Source organism: Leptospira terpstrae serovar Hualin str. LT 11-33 = ATCC 700639, from assembly GCF_000332495.1.
GTDB classification, from domain to species: domain Bacteria; phylum Spirochaetota; class Leptospiria; order Leptospirales; family Leptospiraceae; genus Leptospira_A; species Leptospira_A terpstrae.
The window spans coordinates 25,471-41,062 of record NZ_AOGW02000008.1 but is presented as its reverse complement, the minus strand read 5'-3'; the positions used below and the strand labels follow the sequence as shown (position 1 = coordinate 41,062).

At 37.2% G+C, this 15,592-nt stretch carries 13 protein-coding genes; 10 read left to right on the top strand and 3 right to left on the bottom strand.

All coding sequences use genetic code 11. The annotated features are described in order from the left end of the window. Positions 1-285: 285 nt before the first annotated feature. Positions 286-1,608, top strand: coding sequence for an LA_0442/LA_0875 N-terminal domain-containing protein (locus LEP1GSC203_RS05695; protein WP_002972958.1), 1,323 nt, complete (start codon positions 286-288; stop codon positions 1,606-1,608). A 126-nt stretch (positions 1,609-1,734) separates the two neighbouring features. Continuing rightward, on the top strand, positions 1,735-2,682 hold the full coding sequence (locus LEP1GSC203_RS05690) for a DUF1554 domain-containing protein (RefSeq protein WP_002973107.1): 948 nt from the start codon (positions 1,735-1,737) through the stop codon (positions 2,680-2,682). A gap of 174 nt (positions 2,683-2,856) precedes the next feature. Here the strand turns inward: LEP1GSC203_RS05690 and LEP1GSC203_RS05685 are convergent, their stop codons facing one another. Further along, the gene (locus LEP1GSC203_RS05685; RefSeq protein WP_002973086.1) at positions 2,857-3,750 is read right to left on the bottom strand and encodes a LysR family transcriptional regulator; all 894 of its coding nucleotides are present in this window, start codon (positions 3,748-3,750) and stop codon (positions 2,857-2,859) included. Positions 3,751-3,842: 92 nt separating this feature from the next. Between LEP1GSC203_RS05685 and leuC the strand changes: the two genes are divergently transcribed. The 6 genes from leuC (at position 3,843) to LEP1GSC203_RS05655 (ending at position 9,783) form a co-directional block, all read left to right on the top strand. After that, positions 3,843-5,246: a 3-isopropylmalate dehydratase large subunit gene (gene leuC, locus LEP1GSC203_RS05680; RefSeq protein ID WP_002973113.1), complete on the top strand. Its 1,404-nt coding sequence runs from the start codon at positions 3,843-3,845 to the stop codon at positions 5,244-5,246. Then, positions 5,243-5,869, top strand: coding sequence for a 3-isopropylmalate dehydratase small subunit (gene leuD, locus LEP1GSC203_RS05675; protein ID WP_002972972.1), 627 nt, complete (start codon positions 5,243-5,245; stop codon positions 5,867-5,869). The genes leuC and leuD overlap by 4 nt, the downstream gene beginning before the upstream one ends. Before the next feature lie 265 nt (positions 5,870-6,134). Further along, entirely contained in the window at positions 6,135-7,076 is a 942-nt protein-coding gene (locus LEP1GSC203_RS05670; protein WP_156808565.1) for a hypothetical protein, read from the top strand. 92 nt (positions 7,077-7,168) lie between these two features. Beyond that, complete coding sequence (locus tag LEP1GSC203_RS05665) at positions 7,169-8,173, top strand: alpha/beta hydrolase (protein WP_002973181.1); 1,005 nt, start codon at positions 7,169-7,171, stop codon at positions 8,171-8,173. 3 nt (positions 8,174-8,176) lie between these two features. Continuing rightward, positions 8,177-8,539 (top strand): YciI family protein, encoded by a 363-nt coding sequence (locus LEP1GSC203_RS05660; protein ID WP_002973126.1) that lies wholly within the window; start codon positions 8,177-8,179, stop codon positions 8,537-8,539. A gap of 20 nt (positions 8,540-8,559) precedes the next feature. Then, positions 8,560-9,783, top strand: a complete 1,224-nt coding sequence (locus LEP1GSC203_RS05655; RefSeq protein WP_002973149.1) for an RNA polymerase sigma factor — start codon at positions 8,560-8,562, stop codon at positions 9,781-9,783. 132 nt (positions 9,784-9,915) lie between these two features. Here the strand turns inward: LEP1GSC203_RS05655 and LEP1GSC203_RS05650 are convergent, their stop codons facing one another. Further along, a complete protein-coding gene (locus tag LEP1GSC203_RS05650; protein ID WP_002973042.1) occupies positions 9,916-12,396 on the bottom strand; it encodes a SpoIIE family protein phosphatase in 2,481 nt (826 codons plus the stop codon). 131 nt (positions 12,397-12,527) lie between these two features. Between LEP1GSC203_RS05650 and LEP1GSC203_RS05645 the strand changes: the two genes are divergently transcribed. Both LEP1GSC203_RS05645 and LEP1GSC203_RS05640 read left to right on the top strand, forming a co-directional pair. Continuing rightward, entirely contained in the window at positions 12,528-13,106 is a 579-nt protein-coding gene (locus tag LEP1GSC203_RS05645; protein WP_002973194.1) for an RNA polymerase sigma factor, read from the top strand. A gap of 8 nt (positions 13,107-13,114) precedes the next feature. Continuing rightward, a complete protein-coding gene (locus LEP1GSC203_RS05640) occupies positions 13,115-13,675 on the top strand; it encodes a ClpP family protease (RefSeq protein ID WP_002973131.1) in 561 nt (186 codons plus the stop codon). A gap of 215 nt (positions 13,676-13,890) precedes the next feature. Here LEP1GSC203_RS05640 and LEP1GSC203_RS05635 read toward each other — a convergent pair whose 3' ends face one another. After that, entirely contained in the window at positions 13,891-15,291 is a 1,401-nt protein-coding gene (locus LEP1GSC203_RS05635; protein WP_002973010.1) for a beta-propeller fold lactonase family protein, read from the bottom strand. Positions 15,292-15,592: the final 301 nt, after the last annotated feature.

Below are 15,592 nucleotides of genomic sequence, written 5' to 3'. Positions count from 1 at the left end.
GGATAGTTTCTCGCAAGCACTTTGTAAATACTGACTGAAGTTGCGATCTTCTCAGCACAATCCCCGGTTGAAGAATCCATTCGTCTGATTTACTCTTGATTCTCAATGTTAATGTTTGCTTCTTAGAATTTTTTTTTCAAATGAAACTTTCATTTCTTAGAATCATTCTGTCTCGCGGGAAAGGTCTTTTTCTTTCCAATTCGATCTTTAAATTGTTTAATCGATTTGCGGAATTTAAGTGTTGTGTTAAGATTCTCCGATACCAGTTATGAATTGGCTAAAAATATGAAAATAATGATTCCCTTATGGTTCGCGGCGCTTTTTTTTGCAAACTTATCTCTTCGTAGTGAAACGATTCTCCTCAAGTCCGGAGAAAAATGGGAAGGTTCCGTTTTAGCCCAAGACAAAGATTCTGTGACTGTCAAACTTGCAGACGGTAACACAAAAGTGTTTTCGAAGTCAGTGATCCAAAAAGTTTCCTTTGGGAAAAAATCGGAATCCTCCACTCTTAAAAAAGAACCTCAAATTTCCGAAAAAGAAAAGAAAATCAAAGAAGAAAAAGAACTCGCAGAAAAACAAAAACAAGAAGCGGAGGATCTTAAAGCCAAGGAAGGAAAACAAAAAATTAGAGAGGAACAACTTTCTAATGCAAAACGTCATTATTTAGAAGGTTCTTTCGGTGTCGGAAGTGGTGAAAGCCAATCGGAGCTTCGTCCTTTCTTTCAAACCATTCAGTTGGCTGGTCTTATTTTTGGGAGCGGCGGACAAGTTGAGTTACAATCCACTCCTTACAAAACTAAAAATCAAAGTGGGACAGCGCGTTTGTTTTATGCCTGGGACAGGTTTACCTTTGAGATCCGAGGAACGGAAGCGAAGGGAAATTTCGATGTCGGTGGCTTACAAACTCTTTCTTACGGAAGTGGGGGTGGCTCATCTACCAGTACTGACAGTACTACTAATGTTCTTCTTGGAAACGGCGAAACAAAGTTTCAAAAATTTTCTTCCAGAGTTGGTTTTACTCCTTATCCACATCCAGTTTTAGATCTTCAAATTTTGGCAGGGGTGGAGAGAATTTGGACAAAGACAACACAAGAAGTCGATAGTGTCGGAGGGATTACCGCCACCGGAATGAATCCTAACCGAGTGAGTTACCGGGAGACTGACAATTCATTAAAAGGTTATAGTATTGGTATCGGGTATGAATGGAAATTTTTGGATCGGTTCACCTTACAAGGACAGATTTTACATTTAGATATGAAGGGCCCGTCTTCGTTTCGAAGTAACGAGTTCCGATTGGATGCCACTCCTTTTAAATTCAATCAATTTGGCCTAGACTACCAATGGAAAGCCACGGGAACCGAAGTGAATGTAAAATTTTCCAGCAAAATCAAAGGTGACTTAAGTTTGTTTGTGGAAGCAAGCAACATGACACTGAATAACAAATTGCAGTCGGGTTATATCACCGAAAATGATGGCGGAGGCAATTCGGATCCGTCACAAATCTTAGCGAAAGTTTATGCTCCTCAGATATTAATCCCTATGTTATTAGATTCGAAGACGGTGCTTACTTACGTTCAAGTTGGTGCAAACTATCGTTTTAATTTTTGAACCGAAGGAGAATTTGGTTTATCGTGATTATATTCGAATAAAGATAGGCTCGTAAATAAAATATAAAGTACAATAAATTATTGCTTACTATTGAGAATTAAAAAATAATCCTAACTATGCTTCACCATGAATCCAAATAACCAACGACTTATATATCTATTCTCAACTTTTTTCTTATTAAATCTAATGTTAACATATTGCCAACCATTAGAAATTAACAATGTATGCGATTCACGCTCAGAGGTATTTAAGGAAGTTCAAGTATTAAAAATAATTGGAAAAGATAGCTCTCCTCTTTGTGGTAAAGACTATATATCAACAATTATACCATATACAATTTCTGGATCTGTATCGGGGTTAAACAATTCAGGATTAATACTTTCTCTTAATGGAATAGTCACATTACCTGTTGAAAAAGGTAGCAGTGATTTTTATTTTTTGAACATAATTACTAGTGGATCTTCTTATTCGGTAAAAGTTCAGAATCAACCTTCCGGTTTATTCTGTAATATAACAAATGGAGACGGTATCGTAAAAAATGCAAATATCAATACGGTTTCCGTTAGCTGTGCCCCAACTTGTGATCCATGTTTTTTGTTCCTTACAAACTCTGGTTATCCTCCTAACCCAGGAAGTGCAAAAAATTTTGATACGTCTTGTAGTTCCGATGGGAATTATCCTGGTACCGGTAATTATAAAGCTATGGTAGTTGATGGGGTGACCAGAACTGCTTCTATTGGCGCAAACGTTGGTGATGGACAAACTGATTGGGTTTTTGCACCGAATCGAACCTATCATCAAACAGAGGGCGTTATCGGTACGACGAATTCTGCGGGTTTATTCGTTTCTACATTGTCACTGAGATTTTCAGTCAATTCAAAGTATTGGACTGGTTTGAATACAAATTGGACAACAAACACAAGTAATACCTGTGATTTATGGAGAAGTAATTCTGGCTCATTTACCGGAGTTATGGGCCAAGGAAATTCAACTGCAATTTCTGACATTACGGCAGGTTGGACTCCTGAAGCTTGCAATTTAAGTAACCAACAATTGATCTGCGTTGAACAATAGTTACGTTTTTGAAAATTTATTATCTAAACTTGTTTGGGAAATTTTCATATATTGTTGTAACTCTTATTTAATTAAAATAATATCGAATAAAACAAATGAACATTCAGTTTTAAGATATTCCGGTTCTAAGTTTCATCCTTTCATTGAAAGTGATGAAACTTAGTTCTGTTAACTTTAAGTAGCTTCCTTTTCTGATCTCCATTTCTCTGTGGATCTTAAAATTTCTTCCGCGAGTAGCGCAAGTGCAGGCCCTGATTTTTTGCGATAACAGAGGAAAAATTTCCTTTCTGTATTCCAGTCTTCGAATTTTATTTTTTTAAGTTTTGGACTTATAGAATATTCAGATAAAAAACCAATTCCCAGTCCCGCTTCCAATGATTTGATTACGGATTCTACACTTCTTAGTTCCATAGCGATCTTAGATCCAAATTCTTTTGGAAAAGATTTTATTTTCTTTTCCACAGCTTTTCTAAGAGCAGAACCTGGATGGAAAAATACAAAGGTTTGTTTTTTTAGATCATCGATTCTAATTTTCTTTTTAAGAAAAATGGGATGGTCTTTAGCAGCAACAGGAAAGATTCTATCGGATAAAAATTCTAAAACATTGAGACTAGGCTCAGATATGGGACCAGTTAAAATCCCAAGATCAACTTCTCCTTTTAATACGGCATCCTTAGTCTCTTTAGCATCTCCTTCTCTTACAGAAAGAGAAAGTCCTGGCCTTTTTTTTAAGATTTCTTTTAAAATTTGAGGTAAGACCCAGGCTGAGACTGTCCCTCCCGCAGAAATAGAAAAGTTACCTTTTAGTTCGTTATCATTAGAAAAGCCGTTTTGTATTTCTTCCCATAATTCTTTCATTCTAATCGAATACTGATAGAATCTTTCCCCTTCATGAGTGAGTCGAACCGACCTTCCCCCTCTTTCCAAAACACTGACCCCTAGTTCCTTTTCCAAAAGAAAAATTTGTTTTGAGAGTGCAGGTTGAGTTAATCCCAACTGCGATGCTGCTTTTTGGAATGTTCCTGATTCTGAGATTGCAAGAAAATAAACGATCTGTCTGAATTCCATTCGTACATATAACTTTTAGTTATATATTTTATAAAACCAATTTATTTGCATTATATCAGTTTATTTGATATCTTATTTACTAAGAGGGAAAAATGGGACAAACTCTATACGACAAAATTTGGGAAAGTCATAGGATCTTAGAGAATTCAGACTCTGAAACGATTTTATATGTGGACCGGCATATCCTTCATGAAGTGACTTCTGCCCAAGCCTTCGAAGGATTAAGAACGAAAAATAAAGATGTAAGAAGGACGGACCTCACCTTCGGAGTGGTGGATCATAATGTTTCCACAAGAGATCGTAAAAACAGAAATGCAGCAGGACCGATCTCCCGATTGCAGATCGATACCATGGAGAAAAACTGCAATGATTTCGGAATCCGTTTATTTGGTCCCGAAGATCCCGAACAAGGGATTGTCCATGTATTAGGACCTGAGTTAGGATTTACGATTCCTGGATCTGTGATCGTATGTGGAGATTCTCATACAGCAACACATGGAGCCTTTGGGGCATTGGCTTTTGGAATCGGAACTAGTGAAGTGGAACATGTTCTTGCAACACAAACTCTTAAGCAGGCCAAAACAAAATCAATGCTCGTTCGTTTTGTTGGTAAACCTGGATTTGGAATCACTGCAAAAGATGTAGTCTTAGAACTCATAACAAAGATTGGAACCTCTGGAGGCAGAGGATTCACCATGGAATATTCAGGGGATTGGATTCATTCTCTTTCTATGGAAGGTCGAATGACTCTTTGTAATATGAGTATCGAAGCGGGTGCAAGGGCAAGTCTCATCGCACCTGACCAGATCACATTTGATTATCTGAAAGATAGAAAGCTTATCCCTAAAGGAGAAAGTTTTCAAAAAGCGATAGAATATTGGAAAACTTTCTTCACAGATGACGATGCAGTTTTTGATGAGATGATTGAATTAGATATTTCTAATATAGAACCCCAAGTTACCTGGGGAACCAATCCTTCTCAGTCTTTGCCTATAGACGGTATTGTTCCGAATCCAAAAAAAATCTTAGACGCCAGAGCAAAAGAAACTGCCGAGAACGCACTTGCATATATGGGTTTAAAACCAGGAACACCCATTTCAGAAATTAGAATTGATAAGGTATTCATCGGCTCTTGTACGAATGCAAGGATAGAAGACTTAAGATCTGCAGCAGAAGTTGCCAAAGGAAAAAAAGTCCATCCGAATGTGCAAGCTTTGGTCGTTCCAGGTTCAGGCTCTGTAAAACGTCAGGCAGAACGAGAAGGTTTGGATCAAATTTTTATAGAAGCTGGATTTGAATGGAGAGAGCCTGGTTGTTCGCTTTGTCTTGCGATGAACGATGACGTATTAAAACCAGGAGAAAGATGTGCGTCTACTTCTAACCGTAACTTCGAAGGTAGACAAGGCAGGGGCGGGAGAACTCATTTAGTCAGTCCTTCTATGGCAGCGGCTGCAGCAGTGACCGGAAAATTTACAGATGTGAGGAAATTGGTATGAGCGTAGGAAATTGGACAATCCATACGGGAGTGGCAGTCACTATCCCAAGAGAAGATATTGATACGGACCAAATACTTCCTAAACAATTTATGAAATTAATCGATAAAAAGGGTTTTGGAAAACATTTATTTCATGATTGGAGATATCTAGATTTAGAAGGAACGATTCCAAATCCAGAATTCATTTTGAACCAAGAAGGATTTAAGAATGCAAGTGTGCTCATCGCTGGAAAAAATTTCGGCTGCGGCTCGAGTAGAGAACATGCGCCTTGGGCTCTTTCTGATTTCGGATTCAGAGCGATTTTGGCTCCCTCTTTCGCAGATATATTCTCGATTAATTCTGCGAAGAATGGAATAGCACTGGTTCGTTTGAAAGACGAAGAAATCCAATATCTTAATGAATGGGTTTCTAAAAAATCGGGATCTCCAATCAGAATCAATTTAGAAAATTTGGAAGTACAAGCGGGAGACCAAAGCTTTCCATTTCATTTGGATTCTGCTTCTGTGAATCGGATCCGGAGCGGTTGGGATGAAATCGATATCACACTGAAACATTCAAAAGAGATTTTGGGTTTCGAACAAATCCTAAAAAATGAAAAATCATTTTTGGAAGTGAATTGGTAAACACCTACATTTAAATTTTATAGCTTTCGCATTTTATTGTTATACTTTTTCCGAAGAAATGAATTGAGTTTATAAGGGATTTGTATAGGATGCTGTGAGATTAGGATATATAGTAAAGCTCGTGTTATCCGCAAAAATAAAGGAGTTTTTGTTTATGAAGGTTTCGATTGGCATATTTGGAAAAAATAGTCCGTTATGTGTAATTTACTTTTTAACTTGTTTCAGTTTCATTTTTACCTCATGTTCGAAGCAAAAAGACGACCAATTGCCTCTACTCCTTTTAGGACTCTATGCGACGCAAACCTGTGAAACCAATCCGGAACGCTGCGAGTTAAGTACTTTTACTAGTGCAGCTGCTTCTAGCTCAAAAGTTTGGGTAGCCGTCACCTTTGGAGGGAACCAATTTGTCTCAGTTGCCCAAGATGCTGCCCTTACCAACACAGTGATGACATCCCCTGATGCAAAAACCTGGACAGAGCGTACGGCTGGTGACTCGGAACAATGGCTTGGTGTTGCTTACGGAAATAACATCTTCGTGGCTTTGGCAAATTCGGGAGTGACGAACCGAGCTATGACTTCCACAGATGGAATCAATTGGATTATGCGTTCCTTACCAGGTGGTGGTACAGTCAATTGGACCAATGTACTTTTTGGGAATGGACGTTTTGTAGCGATTAGTGCAACGAGCATTGCCACCTCAACGAATGGTATCGATTGGACCAGTGTGGCTCCACCTGCAGGCGGTTACGAAGGTATCGCTTATGGTAATGGAGTCTTTGTCATTGTGGCGTCCGGTGGTCAAGTAGCCACCTCAACGGATGCTACCAATTGGACAGCACGCACAGCTGCTCAAACCAATGATTGGCGAGCTGTAACCTTTGGAAAAAATACATTTGTAGCCGTTGCAAGATCGGGGACAAACCGAGTGATGACCTCTTCCGATGGCATCAATTGGACAGCAAGATCGGCTGCGGAAAATAATGAATGGTATGGTGTCCAATATGGCAATGGCCTTTTTATGGCAGCATCTTTTACTGGTACCAGCCGCGCAATGACCTCGCTTGATGGGATTACTTGGACGGCAAGGACACCCCTTTCCACTGGCCAGTATCGTGGAGTGGCATATGGGAACGGAGCATTCGTATTGGTCTCAATCGCTGGACCAGCATCTGAACAAGTTCAATACGCAACTTGGGCGATTCGATAAGCAGTAGAATCAACATCCCCATCATTTCACTTTTTTACAGTCCCCTGTCCATTTTACCAATCTTCATTGGATATAAGTGACAGGAGATTGGCATGACCAAAATACAAAATTTAATCGAACCATTCAAAGGAAAAAAGAGACTTCGGAATCTCGGGTATTTCTCTGTGGTCCTTCTATTTATCTTCCTATTTGCTTTTACTTTCGCAATCTGGTCGGCGAGTAACCAGATTCTGTTTCCGGTCTGGAAAGGGATCAGTAAGAACTTTGAGAAATGTAGTATCGAAGGTGAAAAAGTTTGGGGAAAATTTTGTGGAAACATCCGCCTAACAAAGGAATTTGAATTTCAAGAAATTTCGGTTCCTTCCCTTAACGGATATAATCTTCCAGGTTGGTTTGTGTCAGCTAGTGATAACGGATCTATCCATGAAAAGGGAGTGATCCTACTGATCCATGGAGGAGGTGCCGATCGAAGAGAGCTGACCCGATTCATCCCGTTTTATCTAAGCCAAGGATTGAATGTTTTAAGTTTTGACCTTTCTTGTCATGGAGAGGCACCATGTTTAGTTCCAGGACTTAGTTTCGGAAACCGTGAATCTAGAGATGTGATCTCTGCATACTTGTATGTATCTAAAAAATATAAGAATATTCTAATGATGGGTTCTTCTGTGGGAGCTTCTTCTGTATTAATCTCTCTTCCTTTTTTAGAAAAGGTAAAAGGATTAATATTAGAAAATCCTATGCTAAGTTTTAATCGATTGATTTTGGATTCTCCAGAATCTGCTAACTTACCCAATTGGATGGTTTACACATTAATCGAACTTGTAAACAGCAGAGGGAAATTTGATTCATTGCTCTGTCCCGAAAATTCTTTACCATTCGCTAGTTCTGTGCCTCTATTGTTAATTCATAGTAAGGCAGATTCTGTAGTATCTTATGAACATTCGAAGTCACTGGCAAAACTTTATCCTGGACCAAGTGAAGTTTGGTTCCCTGATTTAGGGTCTCACGGTTCTATATGGGAAACGAATCAATATGAATACGAAACAAAGGTTCGAGATTTTATCCGTAGAAGTTTCAATGAGAAAAATAGGAGATAAACAATGGAAGAATATTTAATTTTAATGCGTTTAGACATTCTAACGAAGGAGAACCAACCTTCTCCTGAACAATTGCAAATTTATATGCAGCAATATCAGGAATGGGTAAACAGTATCGTTGCACAAAAGAAGTTTAAGTCAGGAACTGCCTTATCAACGGAAGGAAAGGTCATTCAATCGGATCATATCATTACCGATGGTCCCTATGTAGAAACTAAAGAATCTTTAGCTGGTTTTATTATGATTTTAGCAAATGATTTTGAAGATGCTGCCAATATTGCACAAAATTGTCCTATCCTTATGGGAGAAGGAAATAGCGTGGAGGTGAGAAAGGTAGTCGGTATTCATAAGGAAAAAGAACATTAATTGAATCTCTTTGTATATTCATGAATCATTCAGACTTACTTCCCAATTTGTTTCGAACGGAATATACAAAGATAATTTCTGTTCTCTGTAAACAATATGGGTTTTTTCAATTGGAAATTGCTGAGGATATTGCAAGTGAAACCTTTCTGACTGCATCACAAACTTGGGGGTTAAATGGAATCCCAGAAAATCCTATTGGTTGGTTGTATGCAGTCGCTAAAAATAAAGCTAAGAATTTTATCCATAGAGAATCTATTTTGTATAACAAGGTTCTTCCCGTTTATCAAAGAGAAAAAAATATAACAGAAATAGAGCTGGATCTTTCCGATGAAAATATTCTAGACAGCCAACTTCGAATGATTTTTGCCATTGCTCATCCTTCCCTTCCTTTAGAATCCCAAATTGGTTTATCATTACGAATCCTTTGCGGGTTTGGGATTGAAGAAATAGCAAGGGCATTTCTGTCAAATAAAGAGACAATTAACAAAAGACTACTTCGAGCAAAAAATAAACTAAGGGAAAACAATATTTCATTAGAATTTCCAAAACCTTGTGAATTAGAAGAAAGATTGTCCTCTGTGCTTCGAACCATTTATTTACTGTTTAACGAGGGATATTTATCACAAGTCCAAGACAGAATCCTAAGAAAAGATTTATGCCTAGAAGCCATTCGTCTTTGTACTATTTTATTGGAAAATAATGAAACTAACACTTCCGATGTGAATGCACTTCTTTCCCTCCTTTGTTTTCATATTTCTAGATTTGAAGCAAGGTTGGATGGAGAAGGGGGAATTATCCTTTATGGAGATCAGAACAGGGAACTATGGAATAAAGAATTCATTAAAAAGGGCGAATATTTCTTTTTCCAGTCAAGTAAAGAACCAAAATTTTCAAAATACCATTTAGAAGCAGCCATTGCTTATTGGCATACTAGGCCAGAGGATACTGGAAAAAAATGGGAGTCCATTTACGAACTTTACACTCACTTGTTAGAGTTGGAATACTCTCCCTTACTTTTATTAAATAGGGCCTTTGTACTATTTAAGGTAAAAGGAAGAGAAGCGGCACTGGAAGAGTTAAATGGAGTCGAACTAAAAACGAATCCATATTATTATTCCCTTTTGGGGGAATTGTATTGTGATCTAGAGCCAGAAAAAGCAAAAATTTACTTTCGAAACGCTTTGAATTTAGTAACCAAAGATAAAGAAAAATCTTCCCTCTTGAAACGATTAGCACAAATTTAATATGGTTATTATTGTGAAACGATAGAAGTGTAAATATAATTCAAAATAGTCTATAGCTCCAAAAAACTTCTGTCGTTACATTGACGATTATCCTCATTCCTAAATTTGTATGTTGGTTCGTATTAAAAAAAATTAATTTAAAAATTCAATGGAAAGGAGAGTGACATCGTCCTCAAACTTTTCGGAATTCTGGTGTTTCCTTGCCATTTGTAATAAAGTTGAGAAGGCTGATTTTACATTCCAATGGGTTATATCTTTTGCCCACTCCCAGAATCCAGAGTCTCGAAATAGAGTTTGGTCTTTGGAGCGAACATCAAAAATTCCATCAGAAAATAAAAAGAGTTTATCACCAGGTGTATAAATTACGTCATAACTTTTTCCTTCCCAGTTAGGTAGTATTGCCAATGGTTTACCATTCCCGATTAAGGGAGAAAAATTTTCTTTGGCTCCTAAATAAATATCTTCGTGCCCGGCTTTGGACCATGTGAATTTTTTTTGGTTAGAGTCTACTACTACTGCCACTGCTGTAACAAACAAACCTGCTGTGTTTCCATATAAGTAAGAATTCAAACATTTTAAACAAGCTTCGGGGTTATCTTTTGGAGTATTTGGTAGTTGTAAAACGAAATGTAATATTGCGGAAACCATTCCTGCAGAAAAACCATGACCAGAAACATCAGCTAATAACAAAAAGGTTTTTCCTTCACCTAGCGATTGTACAATGTAATAATCCCCTGCAATTCCATCGCTTGGAATAAATTCAACTTCTGCTGAAATCAAACCTTGATCAAAGTTTAATTCAGGTAAAAGTTTTTTCTGAATTCGAATTCCACGCGAAAGTTCTTCTTTGAGATAAAATTCTGTTTCCTTTAATCTTAATGCATTTCGAATTACACTCAAAAGTTCAGGTTCAAGAAACGGTTTGGAGAGGTAGATATCGGCTCCTTCTCCATGTACTTCTTTTCTAGTGGCTGCGTCCGCTTTGGCAGTGAGGAGGATAATTGGAAGTGAATTTAGATGTTCTTTCTTTCGAATTTCGCGAATTAAGTCGAGCCCACTTAATTTGGGCATCATTAAGTCAGTGATGACTAAATCGGGTGTTTCTGAGTAAACGGCCTCAAGTCCTGCTTGACCATCTGCAGCTACTAAAACATGAAAACCTACACGAGTTAAAATGGAACCTAAATAAGATCGTAAATCGGGATTATCTTCAACTACGAGTAGTTTGGTGGTTCTTTTGATTTCAATTTTTTCGGAAAAAACTTTAGAATGGCTCACTAAGTCTGGAATATATTCATGTTTGAATAGGTGGTAATAATTTGAGTTTGTTTCCAATTCTTTGGAGTTATTTGTAGAAATGGGCAAAGTAAAATAAAAATGAGAACCCTTCCCATGTTCACTTTCCACTCCGACCTTACCACCGTGTAATTCAACTAATTCCTTCACTAAAGCAAGTCCCAAACCAGTTCCTTCTTGTTCCCTAGTCAGCGAAGCTTCGCTAATCCCAAATCTAGAAAACAATCTACGGATTTGACTTTCTACCATTCCAATTCCGGTGTCTCGAACAGAAACAACTGCTACGTTTTCGATTTTTTTTAATTCTAAACGAATTTTTCCACCTGCTTCTGTAAACTTAATTGAGTTTGATAGATAATTGAAAATACATTTGTCTAATTGTTCTGGATCGGCTTCAACAAATACAGGTTCTTCACATAATATCAATTCAAAGTCAATGTTTTTACGTTTTACATAGGAAGTAAAATTTTCTGAAACTTGTGTTAAAAACTCATTCAAACGAAGGTTAGATTTTCTAAGTTCCATTCTTCCTGAAGTAATTTTTTGGAGATCTAAAAGTTGATTTACCAGACGCGTTAGGCGTCTTGATTGATTGACTACAACTTTTACTTCTGATGGTGATAATCCTTCTCCTCTTTGAAGAGCTGATTCCGAAGGTCCAGAGATTAATGTTAGCGGAGTTCTCAGTTCATGGGATATGTTTTGGAAAAAAGCTGTTTGTGCTTTGTTTTCTCTCTCTAAGGAATCTTCCGCTATGTTAGCTGCTAGTGTAAAATAATATGCAAATCCTGCATGAAAGAGAGTAGAAAATATAATATTGGAAACGTTGATTAAGGCAAGAAAATTCTCATTCCAAATATATACGGGTGAGTTGGTCATAGAATAGTAATAAGTGGAGGCAAACAGTAAACATCCGATGACAATACTTCCAAACTTTAGAAAGTTTTTTCCAGGTGGTAAAAGAAAAATTCCGGTGGCAAAAAGCATCATATAGTATTGGTAACCGGCGCCCCAACCAAAAAAGTACGTGGCTGCTAATGCGTGTAAAAATACTTCTGAAAAACATAAATATAGTGAAGTGAATAGATATTTTTTCCTGTTGATCCATATGGTAAAGGCAAACCAAAATACACTTCCGAAATTGAAAATTGCCATTTCCCAGGCACCTACTAAAGTAAAGAAAAAAATAAAGGTAAAATGAATGAGGGCTGCTAATACATAAATGGAGTTAGTTGCAACATAATACCTTTGGTAGCGGAGTTCCACACCAGCAGGAGCTTGAAACAGGGAACGAACAAAGGCAAAAATTTGAGACATTCTGGAGGAAAAGAACCAATAGGCCAATGAAAAGTCAAGAAATCCTTATTTCTGATTCATATGGACAAAAAAGCGCCAGGAAAATACTTTTTTTTAGAACTAAATTGTGGTAAACAGGGACATTGAAAAGTATGAATGACATATCCTACATTGAACTTTTGAACCAAGCTAAGTCTGGTGATCTTCGAGCTTGGGCTGATTTACAAAATCGATTTTCTAGTTTTGCCAATCAATTTGCCTGTAAGATTTTGAAAGATGAAGATCTTGCTCAGGATGTAGTTCAGGAATCTTTCTGGGACTTATATCGTAATCTGGAAAAAATCACCACTCCCGCTGCTTTTCCCTCTTTGCTCAAGAGAACTCTGATCAAATATGTAGACAGAATCTTGAGAAAGAAAGAATCTCAGAATTTAATTTTTGTAGATCCAATTCAAATCGATCAAAATTCAGAAAAGTTAGATTTTTCCCTTTTGGAAAAAGAATGTTTTGAAACAATTTCTAAGAATGTCAAAAAATTAGATCCCGACGATCAAAAGTTAATCGAACTTTATTATTACCAAAATTATTCTCTAGTCGAAATTTCAAAATCAGAAGGTAAAACTTTATCTTTTATCAAAAAAAGACATATACGCGTTAAGAGAATTCTTCGAAACGGAATTGGTGAAACCTTTCGACCGGAAGCCAATTCAAGTTTTATGGTGGCGGCTTAGGGAATTTTATGGAAGCTACACAATATTATTCTAATGGACAAATAGAAAACGTATACCTCGAACAAAGAAAAGTTTTTCTTTGGGGAGAAGTTAATGATAATTCCGCAAGATATCTAATTGATCGATTCTTATATCTGGAAGCATTGGATCCCACAAGACCAGTCACTTTATATATTCATTCTCCTGGCGGATCTACTTATGCAGGTTTGGCGATATTGGATGTAATGAAGAGTTTGCATAATCCCGTTCATACAATCTGTTTAGGCATGGCCATGTCATTCGGTGCAGTCCTACTACTATCTGGAGCCAAAGGATATCGTTTTGCCTACCCTCATAGTAAAGTTTTGATACACCAACCGCATGTTATGGGAGAATTTAAGGGACCTGCAGAAGATATCCGAATTTTTGCTGAATCAGTAAGAAGGGAGAAAGACTTGTTAAATCAAATAATGGCAAACGCAACGGGACAACCTTTAGAAAAAATTATGGAAGATACAGAACGTGATACTTGGTTTTCTGCAACAGAAGCTCTGGAATATGGGGTCATTGATAAAATTATAGGTATATGATTGTAGCGGTATCATAAGTTAGTATAACAACCGTTTGTAACTTCAGTTATTTTTCCGAAGGTTTTTTGACTTTTAGCATTTGGAATTCTGAAAAGGAAATGATCCAGATGGTCTATGGAACGGAACCTAAAACAGATGGCTTAGATCATAAACAAGCGATCTTAGAAAGAAAGCAAAATGATTTTCATAAAGAGTTTACTACTCTCCGTTTTGAATCATTGGGCCAGGCGAAAAGGTTGGGGAACACTTGGAGTGGCAGAAGCTGGATAAGGATTTCCCGAGTTCATTAGGCTTGGGGCTCCCGTTGTTGGATCCACTTTGAATTGATAAAAATTGTTAGAAGCTATATTGCTAACAAAACCATAGGTACCAGTTGGATCCAAAGTTACAAATTGTAAATTCGAACCAAAGTTCAATATTGAATTTGCAGATGAGATGGAACCATTGTTTGTTGATATATCATGTTTTGCTAATGTTGCACCCAAAATATTTACTGTGTAAAAATACTTTCCTGAAGGATGCATGACAGCGCGAAAGTTTCCAGTTGTCCCTGTAAATGGACTTCCTGGAATGGCTGTTAGGTTTCCAGTGAATGAATCAATTTGCCTGCCTATAATAACACCTGCGCTGGCAACGGAATATAAGTAGTTGGAAGTTGAATCAACTAGAAGTGCTTCCATATTGGGAACTCCCGTTCCAAAAGGAGAACCAGCTAAATTCGATAAGGCACCCGTGTTTTGATCTACCGAATAACCTATGATAGGTTCTGTTCCGCCATTTCCATTCACGTAGAGAAATTTTCCATCAGGAGTGATTGCTAAGTGGTTTAAACTACAGAAACAAGATTGGCTATAGTCATTAATCTTTGTGAGGATTCCTGTGTTTTGATCAAAGGAAAATGCCGTAATACTGGCACCACTAAAACTAGATACATAAAGAAATCGATTGGTAGGATGAAAGGCAAAAAATACAGGATCCATTGTTGTAGCTCCTGCATTGGCATTAAGAGAAGATAAAATTCCATTTTCTAGGTTTACCGCATAACTAGAAATATAGGAAATTCCAAATCCGCCAGAATAAGCAAATTTGCCATTTGGTGAAAAACTAGCTGAATTGCTAGTGAGTGCATAAGGTGAGCTAGAATTTGCGACTATTGCACCCGTATTCATATTGAGAGAATAAAGTTCTGTATTGGCACCCACAGAAAAGCTAATGAAATAACGATATACTGTAAATGTATCGAAACTTTGAGAAGAACCTTGCCTATTTTGAATTGTGATGGGTCCCGATTTTGCGCCGTAGGGTATGCGAATTGTTAAGCTTGTATTGGTTGCGTTCTCAATGGTTGCTTGGACAGAACCTGAAAAATTCACTGCGTTTTCTGAAGCCTGCGGGGAAAAATTGATACCATCAATGATGATCGTTTCTCCTTCGACACCCGAAGTTTTGGAAAGAGAATAGATCCTTGGTTGTATGAGAAAGATCGCAGATGCAAATTGAATTTGAAGTTTGGAAAACTGATCCGTTTCAGGGAAAAAATATGGTTTCCATAAGGGATGATAAAAACAAGAAATAGAAAAAAATAAATTCAATATTAGAACATTGGATTTTCGCATCTTGGATTGGCCCTAAAGAGTGATTTATCTAATTGTGTCAATATGCGAAATGCAATAATTTATTTCCTATTTTAGTATTAATTCTTAAAAAAATACATGTATCCATTGATTCTGGAATGGATAATTTCCTATTTTCTGTTCCTTGGCTGCAAGTTAATTTCTCAATCGAAACATGTTGGTTTTTTAGTCGTATAGACATATAGCTTTTAAAATCTGAACCCCTAAGATTTGATAGTGAGTAATAGAAATTCTTCTCTCTATTTTTGGCGTGACTGTTAATTGGAATTCATTCGACTTAGCT